The sequence below is a fragment of the Amycolatopsis sp. w19 genome, assembly GCF_051373225.1.
Classification (GTDB): Bacteria; Actinomycetota; Actinomycetes; order Mycobacteriales; family Pseudonocardiaceae; genus Amycolatopsis; species Amycolatopsis japonica.
In genome coordinates this window covers 66,219-86,579 of record NZ_JBPQFM010000012.1, presented here as the reverse complement: position 1 = coordinate 86,579, position 20,361 = coordinate 66,219, and the positions used below count along the sequence as shown (strand labels likewise).

22 protein-coding genes are annotated in these 20,361 nt (G+C 69.3%); 12 read left to right on the top strand and 10 right to left on the bottom strand.

Going from position 1 to position 20,361, the window contains the following annotated elements:
• Positions 1-30: 30 nt before the first annotated feature.
• Complete coding sequence (locus ACSMFO_RS23265) at positions 31-372, top strand: DUF485 domain-containing protein (RefSeq protein WP_436460496.1); 342 nt, start codon at positions 31-33, stop codon at positions 370-372.
• Complete coding sequence (locus ACSMFO_RS23260; RefSeq protein WP_436460495.1) at positions 369-1,997, top strand: solute symporter family protein; 1,629 nt, start codon at positions 369-371, stop codon at positions 1,995-1,997. The genes ACSMFO_RS23265 and ACSMFO_RS23260 overlap by 4 nt, the downstream gene beginning before the upstream one ends.
• Positions 1,998-2,060: 63 nt before the next feature.
• Here ACSMFO_RS23260 and ACSMFO_RS23255 read toward each other — a convergent pair whose 3' ends face one another.
• Both ACSMFO_RS23255 and ACSMFO_RS23250 read right to left on the bottom strand, forming a co-directional pair.
• Positions 2,061-2,804 (bottom strand): isocitrate lyase/PEP mutase family protein, encoded by a 744-nt coding sequence (locus ACSMFO_RS23255; protein WP_436460494.1) that lies wholly within the window; start codon positions 2,802-2,804, stop codon positions 2,061-2,063.
• On the bottom strand, positions 2,801-3,265 hold the full coding sequence (locus ACSMFO_RS23250; protein ID WP_016336647.1) for a carboxymuconolactone decarboxylase family protein: 465 nt from the start codon (positions 3,263-3,265) through the stop codon (positions 2,801-2,803). The genes ACSMFO_RS23255 and ACSMFO_RS23250 overlap by 4 nt, the downstream gene beginning before the upstream one ends.
• A gap of 46 nt (positions 3,266-3,311) precedes the next feature.
• Here ACSMFO_RS23250 and ACSMFO_RS23245 point away from each other — a divergent pair, with 46 nt between their 5' ends.
• Entirely contained in the window at positions 3,312-4,691 is a 1,380-nt protein-coding gene (locus ACSMFO_RS23245; RefSeq protein WP_436460493.1) for a PLP-dependent aminotransferase family protein, read from the top strand.
• A gap of 84 nt (positions 4,692-4,775) precedes the next feature.
• On the opposite strand, the gene ACSMFO_RS23240 is transcribed toward ACSMFO_RS23245, so the two are convergent.
• Positions 4,776-5,456 carry a peptidylprolyl isomerase gene (locus ACSMFO_RS23240; RefSeq protein WP_436460588.1) on the bottom strand — a complete coding sequence of 227 codons (681 nt, stop codon included), beginning with the start codon at positions 5,454-5,456 and terminating at the stop codon, positions 4,776-4,778.
• Between the two features lie 146 nt (positions 5,457-5,602).
• Here ACSMFO_RS23240 and ACSMFO_RS23235 point away from each other — a divergent pair, with 146 nt between their 5' ends.
• Both ACSMFO_RS23235 and ACSMFO_RS23230 read left to right on the top strand, forming a co-directional pair.
• Positions 5,603-6,190, top strand: coding sequence for a hypothetical protein (locus tag ACSMFO_RS23235; RefSeq protein ID WP_436460492.1), 588 nt, complete (start codon positions 5,603-5,605; stop codon positions 6,188-6,190).
• Positions 6,191-6,306: 116 nt separating this feature from the next.
• Positions 6,307-6,651 (top strand): beta/gamma crystallin domain-containing protein, encoded by a 345-nt coding sequence (locus ACSMFO_RS23230; protein ID WP_037341734.1) that lies wholly within the window; start codon positions 6,307-6,309, stop codon positions 6,649-6,651.
• 4 nt (positions 6,652-6,655) lie between these two features.
• Here the strand turns inward: ACSMFO_RS23230 and meaB are convergent, their stop codons facing one another.
• Positions 6,656-7,624, bottom strand: coding sequence for a methylmalonyl Co-A mutase-associated GTPase MeaB (gene meaB, locus ACSMFO_RS23225; protein ID WP_436460491.1), 969 nt, complete (start codon positions 7,622-7,624; stop codon positions 6,656-6,658).
• Positions 7,625-7,629: 5 nt separating this feature from the next.
• On the bottom strand, positions 7,630-8,811 hold the full coding sequence (locus ACSMFO_RS23220) for an acetyl-CoA C-acetyltransferase (RefSeq protein WP_436460490.1): 1,182 nt from the start codon (positions 8,809-8,811) through the stop codon (positions 7,630-7,632).
• Positions 8,812-8,942: 131 nt separating this feature from the next.
• On the opposite strand from ACSMFO_RS23220, the gene mce reads away from it, so the two are divergent.
• Entirely contained in the window at positions 8,943-9,392 is a 450-nt protein-coding gene (mce, locus tag ACSMFO_RS23215) for a methylmalonyl-CoA epimerase (protein WP_038509219.1), read from the top strand.
• Here mce and ACSMFO_RS23210 read toward each other — a convergent pair.
• Both ACSMFO_RS23210 and ACSMFO_RS23205 read right to left on the bottom strand, forming a co-directional pair.
• Positions 9,386-9,949 carry a TetR/AcrR family transcriptional regulator gene (locus ACSMFO_RS23210; protein ID WP_037341723.1) on the bottom strand — a complete coding sequence of 188 codons (564 nt, stop codon included), beginning with the start codon at positions 9,947-9,949 and terminating at the stop codon, positions 9,386-9,388. The two genes, mce and ACSMFO_RS23210, sit on opposite strands and share 7 nt — an antisense overlap.
• 16 nt (positions 9,950-9,965) lie before the next feature.
• On the bottom strand, positions 9,966-10,334 hold the full coding sequence (locus ACSMFO_RS23205; RefSeq protein WP_436460489.1) for an SPW repeat protein: 369 nt from the start codon (positions 10,332-10,334) through the stop codon (positions 9,966-9,968).
• Between the two features lie 204 nt (positions 10,335-10,538).
• On the opposite strand from ACSMFO_RS23205, the gene ccrA reads away from it, so the two are divergent.
• The 4 genes from ccrA (at position 10,539) to ACSMFO_RS23185 (ending at position 14,793) form a co-directional block, all read left to right on the top strand.
• Entirely contained in the window at positions 10,539-11,879 is a 1,341-nt protein-coding gene (ccrA, locus tag ACSMFO_RS23200) for a crotonyl-CoA carboxylase/reductase (RefSeq protein WP_038509217.1), read from the top strand.
• 104 nt (positions 11,880-11,983) lie between these two features.
• On the top strand, positions 11,984-13,093 hold the full coding sequence (locus ACSMFO_RS23195) for a chromosome segregation protein (protein WP_395861375.1): 1,110 nt from the start codon (positions 11,984-11,986) through the stop codon (positions 13,091-13,093).
• 105 nt (positions 13,094-13,198) lie between these two features.
• Entirely contained in the window at positions 13,199-13,648 is a 450-nt protein-coding gene (locus ACSMFO_RS23190) for a universal stress protein (RefSeq protein ID WP_037341714.1), read from the top strand.
• The gene (locus ACSMFO_RS23185) at positions 13,648-14,793 is read left to right on the top strand and encodes an adenylate/guanylate cyclase domain-containing protein (RefSeq protein ID WP_436460488.1); all 1,146 of its coding nucleotides are present in this window, start codon (positions 13,648-13,650) and stop codon (positions 14,791-14,793) included. Before ACSMFO_RS23190 ends, ACSMFO_RS23185 begins: the two co-directional genes overlap by 1 nt.
• 289 nt (positions 14,794-15,082) lie before the next feature.
• Here ACSMFO_RS23185 and ACSMFO_RS23180 read toward each other — a convergent pair whose 3' ends face one another.
• From ACSMFO_RS23180 to ACSMFO_RS23170, 3 genes are read right to left on the bottom strand one after another with little or no spacing between them, the layout of a single operon-like run.
• Positions 15,083-16,315 carry an aldehyde dehydrogenase family protein gene (locus tag ACSMFO_RS23180; protein ID WP_436460487.1) on the bottom strand — a complete coding sequence of 411 codons (1,233 nt, stop codon included), beginning with the start codon at positions 16,313-16,315 and terminating at the stop codon, positions 15,083-15,085.
• Positions 16,316-16,367: 52 nt separating this feature from the next.
• Positions 16,368-17,081 carry a M50 family metallopeptidase gene (locus tag ACSMFO_RS23175; protein ID WP_038509213.1) on the bottom strand — a complete coding sequence of 238 codons (714 nt, stop codon included), beginning with the start codon at positions 17,079-17,081 and terminating at the stop codon, positions 16,368-16,370.
• A 35-nt stretch (positions 17,082-17,116) separates the two neighbouring features.
• Complete coding sequence (locus ACSMFO_RS23170; protein WP_436460486.1) at positions 17,117-18,058, bottom strand: DNA-3-methyladenine glycosylase family protein; 942 nt, start codon at positions 18,056-18,058, stop codon at positions 17,117-17,119.
• Between the two features lie 142 nt (positions 18,059-18,200).
• Here ACSMFO_RS23170 and ACSMFO_RS23165 point away from each other — a divergent pair, with 142 nt between their 5' ends.
• A complete protein-coding gene (locus ACSMFO_RS23165) occupies positions 18,201-18,971 on the top strand; it encodes a class I SAM-dependent methyltransferase (RefSeq protein WP_436460485.1) in 771 nt (256 codons plus the stop codon).
• Positions 18,968-20,296 carry a M20 family metallopeptidase gene (locus tag ACSMFO_RS23160; RefSeq protein WP_436460484.1) on the top strand — a complete coding sequence of 443 codons (1,329 nt, stop codon included), beginning with the start codon at positions 18,968-18,970 and terminating at the stop codon, positions 20,294-20,296. The genes ACSMFO_RS23165 and ACSMFO_RS23160 overlap by 4 nt, the downstream gene beginning before the upstream one ends.
• The last annotated feature ends 65 nt before the right edge of the window (positions 20,297-20,361 follow it).

The following is a 20,361-nucleotide window of genomic DNA, read 5'->3' as shown; positions in this document are numbered from 1 at the left end:
GGAACACATTCGCGGTGCGAGGAGAGCACGATGAGTACCGAAACGAACGCTCCCAGTCCGCCGGAAACGGACTGGGACAAAGCCCATGACAGCGCGGAGTTCAAGGAACTGCGGGCTCGGTTGCGCCGGTTCGTGTTCCCCGTCTCGGCGTTGTTCCTGCTCTGGTACCTGCTCTACGTGCTGCTCGCCGACTACGCGCACGGCTTCATGAGCACGAAGCTGGTCGGCAACATCACCGTCGGCCTGGTCTTCGGTCTGCTGCAGTTCGTTTCGACCTTCGTGATCACGGGGATCTACGTCCGCTACGCGAACAAGAAACTCGACCCCATCGCGGAGAAGATCCGCACGGACATCGAGAGTGAGGCCAAATGACCCTCGCCGCCGGAGTCGAGGGCAGCAGCCCCGTACTCAACATCACCATCTTCGGCCTGTTCGTGGTGGTCACGCTGTTCGTCGTGTTCCGGGCGAGCCGCAACACGAAGACGGCGTCGGACTACTACGCCGCGGGCCGCGCGTTCACCGGTCCGCAGAACGGCGTCGCCATCGCGGGCGACTACCTGTCCGCCGCGTCGTTCCTCGGGATCGCGGGCGCGATCGCCGTCTACGGCTACGACGGTTTCCTGTACTCCATCGGCTTCCTGGTGGCGTGGCTGGTGGCGTTGCTGCTGGTCGCGGAACTGCTGCGCAACACCGGCAAGTTCACCATGGGCGACGTGCTGGCGTTCCGCATGAAGCAGCGCCCGGTGCGGGCCGCGGCGGCGACGTCCACCCTGGCCGTGTCGTTCTTCTACCTGCTCGCGCAGATGGCGGGCGCCGGTGGCCTCGTCGCGTTGCTGCTCGGGATCGAGAGCAAGGCCGGGCAGGCCGTGATCATCGTGATCGTCGGCATCATCATGATCGCCTACGTGCTCATCGGCGGGATGAAGGGCACCACCTGGGTTCAGATCATCAAGGCGGCGCTGCTCATCGTCGGCGCGCTGGCGATGACGCTGTGGGTGCTGGGCATGTACGGCTTCAACCTCTCCTCGCTGCTGCAGGGCGCGGTGGACAAGGCGGGCAAGGCCGGTGAGGCGCTGCTCGGGCCGGGCAACCAGTACGGCAAGACCGGCACGACGAAGCTCGACTTCCTGTCGCTCGGCATCGCGCTGGTGCTGGGCACCGCGGGCCTGCCGCACGTCCTGATGCGCTTCTACACCGTGCCGACGGCGAAGGAAGCCCGTCGTTCCGTGGTGTGGGCAATCGGCCTGATCGGCGTCTTCTACCTGTTCACCCTGGTGCTCGGCTACGGCGCCGGCGCGCTGGTCGGCGCGGACAAGATCAAGGCCGCGCCCGGTGGTGTGAACTCGGCGGCCCCGTTGCTGGCGCTGGAACTCGGCGGCCCGATCCTGCTCGGCCTGATCGCGGCGATCGCGTTCGCGACGATTCTCGCCGTGGTCGCGGGACTGACGATCACCGCGTCGGCGTCGTTCGCGCACGACGTCTACGCCAACGTGATCAAGAAGGGCAAGGCGTCACCGGATTCGGAGGTGAAGGTCGCCAGGACCACCGCGCTGGTGATCGGCGCGGTCGCGATCCTCGGCGGCATCCTCGCCAACGGGCAGAACATCGCGTTCCTCGTGGCGCTCGCGTTCGCGGTGGCGGCGTCGGCGAACCTGCCGACCATCCTCTACTCGCTGTTCTGGAAGCGGTTCAACACCCAAGGCGCGTTGTGGAGCATCTACGGCGGTCTCGCGGTCTGCATCCTGCTGATCGTGTTCTCGCCCGCGGTCTCGGGGAAGCCTGTCGACGCCAAGACCGGGAAGAGCGCGTCGATGATCCAGGGCGTCGACTTCCACTGGTTCCCGCTGGACAACCCCGGCATCGTCTCGATCCCCGTGGCGTTCTTCCTCGGCTGGCTCGGGACCGTGCTGTCCAAGGAGCACAACCAGAAGAAGTACGCGGAGATGGAGGTCCGATCCCTCACCGGAGCGGGCGCCGAGAAGGCCGTCGCCCACTGATCGCCGGGACGGTGCGGCCGGCATCCAACGCCCCCGGCCGCACCGCCCCGGTTCCCATTTCCCTCAGTACGGCAGTTTCCCCGCCGTCAGTTCGGCCAGCTTCGCGCGGAGATCGGCCCTCGCCGACTTCCACAGCCCGGTACCCAGCGAGATCCGCGCCACCCCCAGTGCGGCGAGCGCGGAGAGATCGGGGCCCGAAGGCATCGGAGCGACGTTGACCGCCCCCGGTGCCACCGCCTTCACGAACTCGCCCAGCACTTCCGGCGACTTCACCATGATCGGGTAGACGCAGTCCGCCCCGGCCTCCAGATACGCCTTGGCCCGCAGGATCGCGTCGTCCAGGACGGCCCGCTCGTCGGACGCGCCGAGGAAGACATCGACGCGGGCGTTGATCACCAGCGCGTCCCCGGCGGCCTCGCGCAACTTCGCGACCCGTTCCGCCTGTGTCTCCACCGGGAGGACGCCGCCCGAGGCATGGTCGGTGTCCTCGTAGTTGCAGCCGACGGCGCCCACCTCGGCCAGCCTCGCCGCGAGTTCTCCCGCTTCGAGCCCGTACCCGCCTTCCGCGTCGACGGTCACCGGCACCGAGACCGCCCGCGCGATCCTCGCGGCCGCCGCGAACATCTCGTCGGCGGGCGCGTCCTCCCCGTCGTCGTACCCGAGAACCTTGGCCACGGCGAAGGAACTCGTCGCCACGACCGGGAACCCGGCGGCCTCCACGAGACGCGCGCTGTCGGCGTCCCACGCGTTCGGCAGGAGGAGCGGCTCGCCCGCGACGTGCAGCTCCCGCAGCCGCGCCGCGGTCATTCGGCGCGCTCGGGCAGCGGCGCGTGGCTGGTCACGCACATCCGGTTCCAGCTGTTGATCGCGATCGCCTCCCAGACGATGGCGCGGTACTGCTCCTCGGTGAAGACGCGCGTGGCCTCTTCGTAGACGTCGTCCGGGACGTCGTGCAGGGTCGCGACGTTCGTGATCGCCTCGGTGAGGGCGAGCGCGGCACGCTCCTGCTCGGTGAACAGTTCGGTCTCCCGCCAGCCCTGCAGCACGAACAGCCGCCGCGGCGACTCGCCCATCTGCAACGCGTCGTGGGAGTGCATGTCGAGGCAGAACGCGCAGTGGTTGATCTGCGAAGAGCGCATCTTCACCAGTTCGAGGATCTTCTGGTCGACGCCGGCGTTGGCGGCGGCCTTCTCGACTTCGGCCTGGAGCTTCGCCATGGCCTGGTAGATCTCGGGCACTCGTTTGCCCACGTGGATTCGCTCGGTCATGCCTGCGAATCTAGCGGCGACTGGCCCACGAGTATGGTCCAGTGTCATGGCAGATTCGTGGTCCAGTTCGGGAATAGACGTCCACCTGGACTGGCGGCCCGAAAGCGGCCGGACCGGGCTCGCGACGGCGATCCGCGCGGCCATCCGGGAAGGACGCTGGCAGGCGGGCGCCGCGGTGCCCTCGACCAGGGCGTTGGCGCAGGACCTCGGCGTCGCCAGGGGAACGGTCACCCGCGTCTACGCCGATCTCGCCGCCGAGGGCTACCTGCGGACGGCACAGGGCGCCCCGACCCGCGTCGCGACGGCGGGTGCGCTGCCCGCGTCGGCGCCGAGGCCCGTCCCCCGCGACCCTGCGCCGCGCTGGGACCTGCGGCCCGGCAGGCCGAACCTGTCCGCGTTCCCGCGGTCGGCCTGGCTCGCGGCCACCCGCCGGGCCTTGCACCGGGCGCCGATGACGGCGTTCGACTACACGGCCGAGTCCGGCGCGGCGGAACTGCGGGAGACGCTCGCCGCTTATCTCGCCCGCAGCCGCGGCGTGATCGCCGACCCCGCGAGGATCCTGGTGTGCTCCGGGTTCTCGCACGCGATCGCGATCCTGGCGCGGGTCCTGCACGCGCGCGACGCGGACGAGATCGCGTTCGAGAACCCGTCGCTGCACATCTACCGGAACATCGCCGCCGCCAACGGCCCCCGCGTGGTCGGCGTCCCCGTCGACGACCACGGGATCACCGTGTCCTCTTTGGACAGTCCAGCGGTGGTGGTCACCCCGGCGCACCAGTACCCGCTGGGCGTCACGCTCGCCCCGGAACGACGGGCGGAACTCACCCGGTGGGCGGAGGAAACCGGCGCCGTCGTCATCGAGGACGACTACGACGGCGAGTTCCGGTTCGACCACCAGCAGGTCGGCGCGTTGCAGGCGCTGGCACCGGAACGGGTCGTGTACGTGGGCACGACGAGCAAGACGCTCGCGCCGTCGCTACGCCTGGGATGGATGGTGCTGCCGCGGTTCCTGGTCGAACCGGTGCGCGCGGCGCTGGCCGAGAGCGGTGCGCGACCGGCCCTGCTGGACCAGCTGGCGATGGCCGAACTGATCGAATCGGGCGCCTACGACCAGCACATCCGCCGCTGCCGGATCGAGTACCGCTCCCGGCGGGACAAGCTGCTCGCGGCCCTGCCGGATTCCGTGCTGCCGCAAGGGATCTCCGCCGGGCTGCATCTGGTGCTCCAGTTCCCCGGCGAGGTCCCGAGGGAGATGGAGGTGCTGGCCGCCTGCCGCCGTCGCGCGATCGGGCTCGAAGGCCTCCGCGGCTACTGGATCGGCGAGCCGCGACGCGAAGGGCTCATCATCGGGTACGGCGCCGCCGCGAAGCACGCTTTCGGCGGCGCCACCCAGGCCCTGCGCGAGGCCATCTTCGAGGTCACCTGACCCTCACCCCCGCATTTCGTCCTCTGAATGCGGTAGTCGGCATCGCGAACCACCGCATCCAGAGGACTAAATGCGGGGGGTCACCTAGCAGAACCAGGCACGCGCCCGGAGGATGTCGGTCTTCAGCACCGGGGCGCCGTCGACCGGGGCGGGGTTCTCCGGAGTCGGCCGGATGCCGCCGGCGGCGACGTCGTCGAGGGTTTCGAGGCCTTCGTGACCGACGGTGCCGAAGATCGTGTAGTTCGGCCGCAGCGCGGAGTCGCCGTACACCACGAAGAACTGGCTCCCGTTCGTCGCCGGGCCCGCGTTGGCCATCGCGAGGACGCCGCGCGAATACACCTTGCGCTCACCGGTCGGGTCGGTCGGCGCGGGCGGCAGGCCGACGGGCAGTTCGTCCTTGTACTTGTAGCCGGGGCCGCCCTCGCCGGTGCCGCTCGGGTCACCGCACTGCAGCACCTTCAACGTCGGGTACGCGGTCAGCCGGTGACACGTCGTGCGGTCGTAGAACCGGTGCTTCGCCAGGTGCAGGAAGCTCTGCACCGTGCACGGCGCCTTCGCCCGATCGAGGGTCAGATCGATGGTGCCCTGGTTCGTCTTCAGCTGTACCGGGACCTTGCCCCGGTCCGGCGTCCGACGGGGGTCCGGCGGCAGCGGGACCGGGCGCGCTGCCGGGTCGTCCGGCGTCTGCGTGTACTGGCACGGCCCCTTCGTGACCTTCGGCGGCGCGCCTTCCGCCGACGCCGTTCCGGTGCCGGCCGCGAGCATCAGCCCGGCTCCCAGCACTGCCACAAAGACCTTCGCGATCCTCTGCACGGTTCCTGCCTCCCAGCCGTGGACGAAGAAGAGAGCATAGGGTGAATCCCCGGCGCTCACACAGGTCCGGAAGTAGGTCCGCGGTTAGGGTCGAAGCCGTGGAGATCGCCGAACGACACCAATGGCAGCTGAACGCCCTGACCTTCCTGTACGCGTACACGCAGTACGTCCTCGTGCACGAGCGGGTCATGGCGGGGCTGCCGCCGGAGAAACCGGCCGAACTCGACAAACCGCGCATGCTCAGGCTCGCCAAGGTCGTCGACGACATGATCCTCGACTTCCGCAAGGAGGACGGGCTGAGCGACCTCGAACGGCGCCGCGTCGTCCGCCTCGCCAGGGAGATCAAGTCGCACGTCCGGGAGAAGTGGCCGCCCCGCGAACCGACGCTGACCGAGTGGATCGCCTCGGCGGCGGCGCACTTCTACTGCGAGGAGCACATCAACAACGGCTACGTCCGGATGGGCCGCGTCTTCGATCCCGACATGGCGGACAGGTTCCTGGAGCGGGTCGAGTTCTGCCGGGGGCAGACCGTCACGATCACGAAGTACGCCCACAAGGTGGCCGACGGCGAACAGCTCACGTACGGCGAGACGAACCAGCTCGAAGTCTGGAAAGAGGACGCGATCGCCCATTTGGACAATCTCGACAGCGACTTCGGCGACATCAAGATGTACGTCGAATTCTGACCGCTGCCCGTAAGACCAGAGTTGCCTGTCCCGGCGTACCGGGAAATTGACATGCTCCACCGATGATCGAGATGCTCGAAGCACAGGCTCCTTTTCCACGACTAAAGGAGAATTCCGTGTTCTCGATCAAGAAACGCGTCCTGACCGTGGCGGCCGCCGCTGCCGCCGCGTTCAGCCTGCTCGTCCCGACCGGCACCTCGTTCGCCATCGACCACATCCCTTGCCGCGACGGGGAGAACTTCCTGAAGATCTGGTCGCATCTCGGCGGGAGCAGCAGCGTCGACTGCTACGCCAACCGCGGGCGGATCGGTTTCGGCGGCTGGTGGATCGACCGGATCTACACCGGCAACAACGACCTGATGTACTACGACAGCAATGGCGCCGACGTGCGCATCAACCGGTGGACCGACATCAGTTTCCCGAACCGGCCGCCGAAGGTCCGCGTCATCGAAATCCTCTGAACCCTCACGAACCGCGAAGATCTCCGATGAGTTCTTCGGCCGCCGCGAACGGGTCGAGTTTCCGCGCGACCACGCGTTCGGCCAATTCGGTGAGCCGGTCCCCGGAACGCAGGTCGACGATTTCCGCGCGCAACCGTTGCACGGCGATCGCCTCGACCTCGTCCCGGGCCCGCGCCGCACGACGGCGGGGCAGTTCGTCGCGTCGGACCAGCCAATCGTGGTGTTCGTCGAGCGCGCGGACGACGTCCGCGACGCCTTCGCCGCGCGAGGCCACCGTTCGCACGATCGGCTGACGCCAGCTCGGACCGCGGATTTCCCGGCGTACCAACGAGATCATCTGCTTGAGGTCGTGCACGGTCGCGTCCGCGCCCTCGCGGTCGGCCTTGTTGACCACGAACACGTCCGCGATCTCCAGCACACCGGCCTTCGCCGCCTGGATCCCGTCGCCCATCCCGGGCGCGAGCAGGACCACGGTGGTGTCGGCCAGTTTCACGACGTCCACTTCGGACTGACCGACGCCGACGGTCTCGATCAGCACGACGTCGAACCCGGCCGCGTCGAGTACCCGGACGGCCTGCGGCGTCGCCCACGACAACCCGCCGAGATGGCCGCGCGTGGCCATCGACCGGATGAACACGCCGGGATCGGTGGCGTGTTCGGTCATCCGGATCCGGTCGCCGAGCAGCGCGCCGCCGGAGAACGGCGACGACGGGTCGATCGCCAGTACGCCGACGCGCAGGCCTTTCGCCCGCAAAGCCGTGAGCAGCGCGGAGGTCGATGTCGACTTACCGACACCGGGCGGTCCGGTCAGGCCGACGATCCGCGCGTTGCCGGTGTGCGGCGTCAACTTCGCCGCGACCTCGGGCAACCTGGGATGAGCGTCCTCGACCAGCGACAACAACCGGGCGATCGCGCGGGGGACGCCGTCCCGCGCGCGACCGACCAGTTCGTCGATGTCCAGCTGTACCGGCAAGGGCTTTACGGGACGCGGAGGAGCAGCGCGTCGCCCTGGCCGCCGCCACCGCAGAGGGCGGCCGCGCCGAGGCCGCCGCCGCGACGGCGGAGTTCGTGGATCAGGTGCACGGCGAGCCGCGCGCCGGACGCGCCGATCGGGTGACCGAGAGCGATGGCGCCACCGTCGACGTTGACCTTCTCCGGGTCGAGCCCGAGCTTGTCCGCCGAAACCAGGCCGACGGCGGCGAACGCCTCGTTGATCTCGACGAGGTCGAGCGCGTCGGCGGTGAGCTTCTCCTTGGCCAGCGCGGCCAGGATCGCGTTCGACGGCTGCTCGTGCAGGCTGGCGTCCGGGCCAGCGACCACGCCGTGCGCGCCGATCTCGGCGAGCGGGGTCAGGCCCAGCTCCTCGGCCTTGGCCTTGCTCGCGACGATGACCGCGGCCGCGCCGTCGGAGATCTGCGAGGCCGAGCCCGCGGTGATGGTGCCGTCGGAGGCGAAGGCGGGACGCAGCTTCGCGAGGCCTTCGGCGGTGGTGTCGGCGCGGACGCCCTCGTCATGGGAGAAGACGACCGGGTCGCCCTTGCGCTGCGGGATCGACACCGGCGCGATCTCGGCGTCGAAGCGGCCCTCGGCGATCGCAGCGGCGGCGCGCTGGTGCGAACGCGCGGAGAACTCGTCCTGCTGCTCACGGGTGATCCCGTAGCGGCTGTTGTACTTCTCCGTCGAAGAGCCCATCGCGACCTGGTCGAAGGCGCAGAACAGACCGTCGTAGGCCATGTGGTCGACGAGCGTGGTGTCGCCGTACTTGAACCCGGCGCGGGACTTCGGCAGCAGATGCGGCGACTGGGTCATCGACTCCTGGCCACCGGCCACGATCAGGTCGAACTCACCCGCGCGGATGAGCTGGTCGGCCAGCGCGATGGCGTCGAGACCGGAGAGGCAGACCTTGTTGATGGTCAGCGCCGGGACGCTCATCGGGATACCGGCGGCGACCGCGGCCTGACGGGCCGGGATCTGGCCCGCGCCGGCGGTGAGCACCTGGCCCATGATCGTGTACTGGACCGCGTCCGGGGAGACACCGGCCTGCTCCAGCGCCGCCTTGATGGCGAATCCGCCGAGTTGTGCGCCCGAGAAATCCTTCAGGGAACCGAGCAATCGCCCGATCGGTGTACGGGCGGCACCCAGGATCACGGAACCGGACACGGCGTCCTCCAAGCATCGGCGCAAGGGCAAAGGGGGTCTTCGCGACCATACCCGGGTCACGGGCCTCTTGATGGAGCCAGTGTGAGGCGGCGCACGCCGGTCCGCCCGCCCGCGCACCTATCCTGCTCTGCATGAACCAGGCGCTGAAACCGTTCGTGACGGCCATCGACCACGTCGGCATCGCGGTACCCGATCTCGACGCCGCGATCGCCTTCCACGCCGAGCATTTCGGTCTGGAGGTCGCGCACGAGGAGATCAACGAGGAGCAGGGTGTCCGCGAGGCGATGCTGCGCGCGCCGGGCACCGCCGGGACCGAGACCGCGATCCAGCTCCTCGCGCCGCTGCGCGACGATTCCGCGATCGGCAAGTTCCTCGCGAAGAGCGGGCCCGGGCTGCAGCAGCTGGCGTATCGAGTGTCCGATGTGGACGCCGCGGCCGAGGCTCTGCGGGCGCAGGGACTCCGGCTGCTCTACGCCGAGGCGAAACGCGGCACGTCCAACAGCCGGGTGAACTTCGTCCACCCCAAGGACGCCGGCGGTGTGCTGGTCGAACTGGTCGAGCCCGCGAAGGACGGTCACTGACCCCGCGTCAACGCCGAGGCGATGAAGAGGACTTCGCGGTCGATCTCGGCGGGGTCCCCGTCCTCGGTGTGCCGCGCCGTCGCGTGGCGGTGACTCACCGCCCGCGCGAGCAGCCCCGAGGCCGAATCGACGTCGGCGATCGCGAGTTTGCCGCCGGTCGCGGCGACGATCACCGCCTTCACCTGCCGGACGAGCTGCTGGAACCGTTCGGCCAGCGCGTCGCGGACCGCGCGGTGCGTATCGGCTTCCCGCCACAGCAGATGTGAGAGCGCCAGCGACCGGTTGAACCGCCTGTCGAGCTCCACGACGAGGCCGCGAAGGCTGCCCGCGAGGTCGCCGGGGACCACCACGACGGCCGGTTCGATCCGGGCGTCGGGCAGTTCGGCGACCAGTGCGGCCAGCAGATCCGACTTACGCCGGAAGTAGTAGTGCACGAGGCCTTTCGGCACGCCGGCCCGCTCCGCGATCCGCGAAGTGGGCGTGGCGTCGAAACCGGATTCGGCGAAAAGCGCCTCCGCGGCTCGCAGGATGCGCTGTTTCGCCGAATCCTCTTTCACGCCGTTCCCTCCCGGGTCAGTGCTGTCCCGCCATCTTGTGCGTCGCCTGGGCGATCGGCATCGCCGCCGCCCCGGCCACCACGGTCAGGACGCCACCGATCCAAGCGGTCCAGGACGCGCCCATGAAGTCGGCGTATCCCATCACCCAGGGCGAAATGAACAGCAGCGCGCCCAGAACGATCTGGATGCCTTCGCCGTAGACCATGCCAGGCATCGCAAGCGACGCGAGACCGTCGAGGGCGACCAGCGCGCCGAGGACGACGAGCGTCCACATGGCGGTGTTGTCCGTGGTCATCCAGAGGGGTGAAAGCGCGACGACGACACCGATGACCACCTCCGCCCAGTCATGGGGACGGCTCCAAGGGCGCGTCGTGGGTTCATTCATGCGTGCTCACCTCCGAAAATCGGCTGAACCTGCAGGTCGGAGAGATCTCCACGTCCGATGGTCCGCTTGGTTGGCCGGCCGGTCAAGACCGGTCGATAACACTTCGGGATGTGGACGTGCTCCACGTCTCGTACAGTTGTGGACCTGGTTACCCATGAGTAATTTAAGCCGCCAAACGCCGTCCCCCCATTCGCGGAGGTTTCGATGTCGCAGCTCGGCGAGATCCAGCAGGCCATTCTGAACGATGACCTCGGCGCCGTGGCGTCGCTCGACGTGCCGGAGACCTATCGCGGGGTGACCGTGCACAAGGACGAGGCCGACATGTTCGAAGGCCTCGAAAGCCGGGACAAGGACCCGCGCAAGTCCCTGCACGTGGACGAGGTCCCGGTGCCGGAGCTCGGCCCGGGCGAGGCGCTGGTCGCGGTCATGGCGAGCGCGATCAACTACAACACCGTCTGGACGTCGATCTTCGAACCGGTCTCGACGTTCAAGTTCCTGGAGCGCTACGGGCGGCTCTCGCCGCTGTCGAAGCGCCACGACCTGCCCTATCACGTCGTCGGCTCGGACCTGTCCGGCGTCGTGCTGCGCACCGGACCCGGCGTGCACAACTGGAAGCCGGGCGACGAGGTCGTCGCGCACTGCCTCAACGTGGAACTCGAAGGCCCGGACGGGCACAACGACACGATGCTCGACTCCGAGCAGCGGATCTGGGGTTTCGAGACGAACTTCGGCGGGCTCGCCGAAATCGCGCTCGTGAAGTCGAACCAGCTGATGCCGAAGCCGGACCACCTCACCTGGGAAGAGGCCGCCTCCCCCGGTCTGGTGAACTCCACGGCCTACCGCCAGCTCGTCTCGCGCAACGGTGCCGACATGAAGCAGGGCGACGTCGTGCTGATCTGGGGCGCTTCGGGTGGCCTCGGCTCCTACGCGACGCAGTACGCGCTCAACGGCGGCGCCATCCCGGTGTGCGTGGTCTCCAGCCCCGAAAAGGCGGAGATCTGCCGGAAGCTCGGCGCGGAGCTGATCATCGATCGCAACGCCGAGGGCTACAAGTTCTGGAAAGACGAAAACAACCAGGACCCGAAGGAGTGGCAGCGGTTCGGCAAGAAGATCCGCGAACTGACCGGCGGCGAAGACCCGGACATCGTCTTCGAGCACCCGGGCCGCGAAACCTTCGGCGCTTCCGTCTACGCCGCACGCAAGGGCGGCACGATCGTCACGTGCGCGTCGACTTCGGGCTACATGCACCAGTACGACAACCGCTATCTGTGGATGAACCTGAAGCGGATCGTCGGCAGCCACTTCGCGAACTACCGCGAGTCGTGGGAGGCGAACCGGCTGATCGCGAAAGGTCTGATCCACCCGACGCTGTCGAAGACCTACGCGCTCGAAGACACCGGGCAGGCCGCGCTGGACGTCCACCGCAACGCGCATCAGGGCAAGGTCGGCGTGCTCGCCCTTGCACCGGAAGAAGGTCTGGGTGTCCGGAACCACGAGCTGCGCGAGAAGCACATCGACGGCATCAACGCTTTCCGGAACGTTTAACGCGCCAGAACGCGCTTTCGCCGCGCGTTGCGTGGGTGCTCACCCTTCCGTGACTCCAGCTCGACTACGGTAGAAGGATGAGCCTTGGCGAGGAACGGGAGCTAGTGCCGCTGGGAGCCGGCTTCGACGTGGCGAAGCGCGGTTACAGCCGTGCGCAGGTCGACGAACATCTCGAACGGCTTGACGCCGATCTGAAGATGCTCACCGCCGATCGCGATGCCGCCATCGGACAGGCGGGCGACCTGGCACGGCAGCTGGAGATCGCGCGCGGCGAGATCGCGGATCTGCGCGGGCAGGTCGACAGGCTCGCCCAGCCGCCGACGAGTGTCGAAGGCCTTTCCGAGCGTCTGCAGCGGATGTTGCGGCTCGCACAGGACGAGGCCGCCGACACCAAGGCGCGCGCGGAAGCCGAAGCCGGGCACATCCGCGCCAAGGCCGAGACCGACGCGAGCGCCATGCGGGCCCGCTACGAGCAGCTGCTCAACGAGCTCGACCTCCGTCGCAAGGAGATGGAGGCCGAGCACCGCGGCGTGCTGGAGAAGGCCCGCGCCGAGGCGAAGGACATCACCGACAAGGCGAAGGCCGAGCGCGACAAGCTCGACGCCGAGTCGCAGCAGCGCCGCACTCAGGTCGAAGAGGACTTCGAGATCGCGATGGCGTCGCGGCGCACCGAGGCCATGCACGCGCTGGCCGAGCAGGAGGCCGCGAGCAAGGCCGAGGCCGCCCGCCGCGTCCGCGAGGCCACCGAGGACGCCGCCGCCATCCGTGCGAAGGTGCTCGAAGAGGAAACGGCGGCCAAGGCCGACATCGAACGCCGTCAGCGCGAGTCCGTCGCCGACGCCAACAAGCGCAAGCAGGACTCGATCACCGAGGCCAACGCCCGGCTCGCCGAGGCGGCCGACGAGGCACGCCGTCGCGTCCGGCAGGCCACCGAAGAGTCCAACCGGCGGATCACACAGGCCACCGAACGGGTCGAAGCGCTCCGCAAGGTGCGCTCCAGCCTGGCCGAGCAGGTCCGCACCGCGCGGACCGCGCTCGCCGAGGCGACGCACGTGCTCGGCGACGAGCCGCACGTCCCGGCGGACCTGAAGGCGAAGCCGTCGCCCGACGCGGAAGCCACCGTGCAGCTCCGGACGGCCGATGTGCCGAAGGCCACATCCGGCGCGAAGGCTTCACCGCGACCTGCGGCAGCGCAGAAACCGACTGGCGAGTAACCTTTTCACCCGACCGTGCTCACGACGGCCTGCGGGGCCGCCGACGAGCGGTTATCGTCGCTGCTCGCACGCAGGTGCGGGCTGTCAGATCGGTGGAGGTTGCGGATGGCTGCATATCGGACCGTGGTCGTGGGCACGGACGGCTCGGATTCTTCGTTCGCCGCGGTCGACCGGGCGGCGGGCGTCGCCGGGGACTCCGGAGCGACCCTGGTCATCGTGTGCGCCTACTACCCCGCCAACAAGGGCGACGTGGAGAAGGCGCAGGACGTCCTCGGTGACGAGGCGTACCAGGTGGTGGGCTCGGCCCCGGCCGAGGACACCCTCCTGTCCGCCCGCGACCGGGCGGCGAAGGCCGGCGCCAAGAACATCGACACCGCCGCGGTGGTCGGCGACCCGGTCGACTCGCTGCGCAAGGTCGTCGCCGAGCGCTCCGCGGATCTGCTGGTGGTCGGCAACCGCGGGCTGAACACGCTCGCGGGCCGCATCCTCGGCTCCGTGCCGTCCGAAGTCGCGCGGAAGTCCGGGGTGGACGTGCTCATCGTCCACACCACCTGATGCCCGAACCCGGCGAGATCTCGCCCGACGCGCTGCAACAGCGTCTCGAACGGATCCTGCTCGGCGGGAAACGCAAATACACCCGGCTCGAAGTCGCCGAGAAGGCAGGCGTTCCCGAGGAACGCTCTCGGCGGCTTTGGCGTGCGCTGGGCTTCGCGACCGTCGATGACGACGAGGTCGTCTTCACCGACGCCGACATCGAGGCGATCCGCACGGCGGACCAGCTGATGAACTCGGGCCTGATCGATCCGGGCATCGAGCTCGCCGTGACGCGCGCGCTGGGCCAGCACCTTTCGCGGCTCGCGGAATGGCAGGTCCACATGCTGTGGACGATGATCACCGAGAACAAGGAGATCGGCAGCAGCGAACGCCAGATCGGGCGGCTCGTCGAACGGCTGCTGCCCGAGCTGGAGAAGGTGCAGGAGTTCGTCTGGCGCCGCCACCTCGCGGCCTACGCCGGCCGGGCGATGGCCATGCCGGACGAGGATCTCGAGGCCAGGACCGAGGTGGTCGGGTTCGTCGACATGGTCGGCTACACCCGGCTGACCAGGCAGGTCGACGAGGACGAGCTCACCGACATCCTCGACCGGTTCGAATCCGTCGCCACCGAGGTGATCGCCGACCATCACGGACGGATCGTGAAGATGATCGGCGACGAGGTGCTGTTCGTCGCCGATTCCGCCGTCGACGGCGCCGAGATCGCCCTCGCCTTGTCCGAACGCGCCGACGCCGACGAAACCCTGCCCGCCGTACGCGCCGGCCTGGCGTCGGGACGGATCCTCAGCCGCTTCGGTGACGTCTACGGCTCGGTCGTGAACCTCGCCGCCCGCCTCACCTCGACCGCGCGGCCGGGCACCATCCTGGTGGACAAGGAACTCGCCACCGAGCTCTCGGAGTTCCCGCAGTTCGAGGTCCGCACGCGGCGGCCGGTTTCGGTGCGCGGGTACAACCGGCTGCGGCCTTCGTCCTTGCGGCGGGCGCGGGACCGGCCTTCGGGCGTGTTCGCGTCTTCGCAGCAGCTCGCGGCGGAGATGCTGGGGCTGGCCGACGCCACTCCGGACCCGGCGCCTGTTTCGGAGGAGGTCGAGGACGCCACCGCGGACTCTTTGCCGCCTCGGCCTCGGTCGAAGCGGCGGCGGCGCTGATCCCCGGCCAGGGAGAGCAAGGGACCTTTGCTACCACTTCCGCGAGCGAGCCGGTCGTGAGTGGCGATTCGGGTTGGTCCGAAGTCCGTGAAGGCCTCCTTGAGGGACTCTGGGTCCCTCAAGGAGGCCTTCACGGACTAGACACTCAAGGCGCAGCGTGAGCGAAGGCGTGACTCACGTGATCAGGGACGTGATTCGCGTGTTTGGAGGCCGCACTCGGGGTGTTCCGCCGCTGATCACGTGAGTTCCGCCTTCGATCACGTGAGTGCGGTGCCACGCCCTCGTGAGGTCAGGCGGGCAGCACGGCGTATTGCCGCACGTAGAGGTCGGTGTAGGTGACCGGGCCGCGCGGGCCGGGGACCTTGTCCAGGTTGATGCCGGTCTCGGGGACGGCGAGGAGCTTGAAGCCGTCGAGCAGCCGGGTCGGTGCGTTCCAGAAGACGCCGGTGCCGGTGTACGCGTCGAAGAACGCGTCGGCGGCTTCGCTGCTTTCGGTCGCGATGCCGGCGGCCAGGCCCGAGGTCCGCTCGTTGGCAATCTCCGCCGCCTCGGGCAGGCCGGAGACCTTCTCGACGGTGACGGTCGCTTCGCGGTCCGAGTCGAGCGCCCATTCGTAGCCGATGGCGTGCTCGTGCGGAGCCAGTGACGGCGTGACGCCGCGTTCGGCCAGTGCGCCGGAGATGCCGGGCCACACGCGGTCGTGCGCGTCCTCGTGGATCAGCAGCAGGTTCAGCCGGTTGCAGACACCGAGCCGGTCGAGGCTGTTGAAGACCAGATCACGCACCTTGTCGGTGTCGGCCGCTTCGTCGATGTACAGCACGCCGCCGCCATCGGCGTGGGCCAGCGTGCGGACGCCGTGGACGGCCGCCTCGGTGGCCAGCGCCCTGGTGCTGTCGCCGCTGCCGCGCAGGATGACCAGCGGCACGAGCGCGGGGAACCGGACCAGCGCGGAGGCCGCTTCCCGTTCGGCGCGCGGCACCAGCTGGATGACGTCCGGATCGATGCCCGCCTCGGAGAGCGCGGGGGCGATCACGGTCTCGCGCAGACGCTGGGCCGAGCCGAGCGCGGCGGAACCCGTGCGGAGCACGCCACCGTTGCGCGACTTCACCAGCTGCGACGCGACGTCGACCGTGACGTTCGGGCGCGCCTCGTAGTTCGCCCCGATCACGCCGACCGGACGGCGGCGCTCCACCAGCCGCAGCCCTCCATCCAAAGTGGACACGTCGACGGACCGCTCCTGATGCGGCGCCCCCGCCAGGAGACGGAGCTGTTCGGCCATGCCGGTCAGCCGCTCGGGGGTGATGGTGAGCCGGTCGAGCAGGCCCGCGCTCATCCCGTCTTCGCGCGCCTTGGCGATGTCGGCCTGGTTCGCCTCGAGCACGACGTCGGCGTGCTCGAGGAGCTTGTCCGCCATGGCGTTCAGCGCGGCGTCGATCGCTTCCGGGGAGGCCGCGGCCAGCGACGGCGCGGCCCGTTTCGCCGATCGAGCGCATTCCTCGACGGCCTTGGCGACCTCGTCCATCTGCTGACTCCTTCCGCGCGGAACGAGCCATCAGTCTGCCGTACCGCCCCGGTCAGGCGACGGTCGGCTCCAGCAGCCACAACCCGCCCGCGAAGAGACAGCTCACCGTCAGCACGGCCATCACCAGCACCCACAGCACCGCGGGCATCCCGGTGAGCCTGCCGAGCTGGTCGGCGTCGGAATCCCTCGCCGCTCCCCGGCGCCGCTTGATCTGCAGCTCGACCACCGGCCGGACGCCACCGAACAGCAGGAACCAGGTCAGCAGGTAGACGAAGATCGCCTGGAACCACGACGGCGCCACCAGCGCGACCAGCCCGAGCACCACCGAGCTGGCGATCACGGTGAACACCCCGTAGGTGTTGCGCACCATCACCAGCACACCCAGCAGCATCAGGGCCATCACGATCAGCACGACGGTGATCAGGTCCGACGAGAGCAGCCCCGCGAACACCAGCCCGAGCACCGCGGCCGCCGGATACCCGGCCAGCGCGGTGAACGCCATCCCCGGCCCCTCCGGTTTGCCGCGGGAGACGGTGACGCCGGAGGTGTCCGAGTGCAGCTTGATGCCCTGCAGCCGTCGTCCGACCAGCACCGCCGCCAGCGCGTGGCCCGCCTCGTGGACGAGCGTGATCAGGTTGCGGGCGATCCGCCAAGGCCTGCCCGAGAGCACCACGAGCAGCGCGAGACCACCGGTGACCAGGGTGATCGTGCCGGGCGGAGTGGACTGGGCGATGTCGGAAACCGTTTCGGCGGGAGACGAGCTCACCTCACCAGCTCACCACAGGCCGGATATGTCCCGTGTCAGGCGGTCATGGAACCTCCGATCCCCCGCGTGCGAAACTCCGGGTCGTTGCGCAGGGCGAAGGCCACCCAGCTGCGGAACGGCCGCCAGACCGCGGAAAGCTCCTCCAGTTCCTCCGGCGGCGCCTCCGGCAGGTCGTACGCGGCCCGCATGGCGTCCTGCAACCGCGGCTCGCCGGAGGGGAAGACGTCGGGATGCCCGGCGCCCCGGATCAGGATCAGCTGTGCCGAGAACGGGCCGATCCCCGGCAAGAGCTGCAGCCAGCGCAACGCGTCCGGCACCGGCATCGCGCGCAGGTACGCGGCGTCGAGCAGACCGTCCTTCGCGGCGTTGGCCACCGCGCGCAACCGCTCGGCCTTCACCGCCGGCAGCCCGCGCCCGGCTTCGGGCCCGGCCAGCACGTCCGGCGCCGGAAACGACCTGAGAACGTGCCCGCCGACGTCCACCGGCCTGCCGAACTCCTCGGCCAGCCGCCTTTTCACCACGGCGGCCTGCGACATCCGCGTCCGATGGCTCAGGATCGCCCAGCAGGCCGCTTCATAGGGCGAATGGAACAGCACGGGGCGCAAGCCGGGATACTCCTGGTGGAGGCGGCGCACCACCGGATCCGCCGCGCCGAGCTTGGCGAAGCCGACGCCGTCGACGTCCACCGAGAGGATCCGCCGGACCTGGGCGCCGACCTCGACGGCGAGCCCTTCGTCGGCGAAGACCTCCACCTCGATCGTGCCGGGCGATCTCTGTCTGACGGCCGCACCGACGTGCTCCCAACCCGCTTCGGCGGGGAAGGCGAAGCGCAGGGTGCCGGGTTCGGCGGAGGCGTCCGCGCGGCACGCGGGCGGGAAGTCGGTCAGGAAGCGGATGGACTTGTCGAGGTCGAACGGGCCGCGCACCGGGATGCGAAGCGTGGTCGACGCGGGGTGCTGCAGGATCGAGCCGGTCATTTTCGGGCTCCTTCGGCTGGGGAACGGCGACTCCCTCCGACGTTAGAGACGGGCACCGACAGTTTCGGGTCGCGGCGGCGGGAATGTCGCGAACGGACCGGTCATGGCAGATTCTCGGGTGAACACCGTGAAGGGAGCAGCCATGCCGGACCATCACGAACGTCTGAGGAGCCTGCTGAGGCCGGGCATCACGACCACCGGTGAGGGCAAGGGATTCCTTGATCTGCTGGGAGAAATCCCGCAGGCGGGGCCGCCGACCGGGCTCGCGCAGCGGCTCATGCGCACCTCCGCCGTGCCGATGATCTACGAGCGGTACTGGCGCCCGGCGCTGGGCAGGGTCGCGAAAGGACTGAACGGCCCGAGCATGGCCGACGAGGTCCGCATCGCGATCGAAGCGCTCGGCCTGCGCCCCGGCCAGGTCGCATTGGACGTCGCCTGCGGCACCGGCCGGTTCACGAGGGCCTTCGGTGAGGCTGTCGGCCCGGACGGGCTCTCCATCGGTCTCGACGGTTCGGTCACCATGCTGGAGAAGGCACTCGCCGCGCCCAATCCCGCTTCGGTGACGTATCTGCGCGCCGACGCCGTCGACCTGCCGCTCGACGATTCCACTGTGGACGCGGTGTGCTGCTTCGCCGCGCTACACATGTTCGCCGACCCGGACGCCGCCCTGGATTCGTTCGCCCGCGTGCTGAAACCCGGCGGCTCGCTGGTGATGCTGACGAGCGCCCGGCACGGCGATCAGCCGATGCGGCTGGCGGACACCGTCCTCGGCAGGCTGAGCGGACAGCGGATGTTCGACCGCGGCGAGATCGCGGCGAAACTGTCCCGGCGCGGCTTCGACCACGTCGACGAGCGGTACTCCGGTGTCACGCAGATCGTCACGGGCGAGCTAGGAGTTAACATCCGGAAATGATCCGCTCTGAGCACGCTTCGCCGATCCCTCCCGACGACAGCTACCTCCGTTCACTGGTCGAAGCGACCGCGGACGCCGTCGCCGCGGCCGAACCACTCGGCTCGCCCCATGACGGCGCGGACGCCGCCACACGGGATGCCGTCGTCGCCGAGATCGACGCGCTGCGGACGGAATTGGTGGAGTTGAGCCAAGACCTGCACGCTCACCCCGAAGAGGGTTTCGCGGAGCACCGTTCGGTCCGCGCGCTCGGCGACCTGCTCCGGCGACACGGCCACGAGGTGACGATCGGCGCGGGCGGGCTGGACACCGCCCTGGTCGCGACCACCCCCGGCAGCGGCCCGCATATCGCGGTCCTGTCCGAATACGACGCGCTCCCCGGGCTCGGCCACGGCTGCGGGCACAACGTCATCTGCACCGCCGGCGCGGGCGGCTTCCTCGGCGCGGCCGCGGTCGCCGGACGGCTGGGCGGCCGGGTCTCGCTGATCGGCACGCCGGCGGAGGAAGGCGGTGGCGGCAAGGAGGCCATGGCCCGCGCCGGTGTTTTCGACGACGTCGACGCCGTGCTCATGCTGCACCCGTTCAGCCACGACATCGCCATGCACCCGTTCCTCGGCAGGCGGCAGCTGGAAATGGTGTTCCACGGTGTCGGCGCGCACGCGTCGGCTCAGCCGTTCATGGGGCGCAACGCGCTCGACGCCGCCGTCGCCGCGTACCAGGGTGTCGCGGCGCTTCGGCAGCATCTGCCGTCCAGTGACCGCGTCCACGGCGTCTTCACCGACGGCGGCGCGCGGCCGAACGTCGTCCCCGAACGCGCGGCGCTGCTGTTCTATCTCCGGTCCGCGCAGCCGGACACGCTGCGCGACCTCGCCGAGCGGGTTTCGGCGGTCGCGCGCGGCGCGGCGGAGATGACCGGCTGCGGAGTCGAACTCCGGTGGGACGCCCAGCCCGCGTATCTGCCGATCCGGTTCAACACCACGCTCGCCGGACGCTGGTCTGCGCATCAGGTCGACGCCGGCCGCAAACCGCTGCCGCCGGGGATCGTGCCCGAATTCCTCACCGGCTCGACCGATCTCGGCAATCTCTCCTACCGGATGCCCGCGATCCACCCGATGATCGCCATCGCCGGACCGACGACCGCCTTGCACACCAAGGAGTTCGCGGCCGCGGCCGGTTCCCCGGACGGCGATCGCGCGGTCGTCGACGGCGCGCTGGGGCTGGCGCTGACGGCCGTCGACTACCTGGCCGACGCGAAACTCCGCGCAGCGGTACACGAGGAGTTCGAGGCGTCGGGCGGAGCGCTGGACGTGCCTGCCTTCTTCGACTGAGTTTCTCAGGTAATTCTTCTCAGGAAAGCACAGGGGGATTCCACAGGCGGTTCACAAGTACGGGC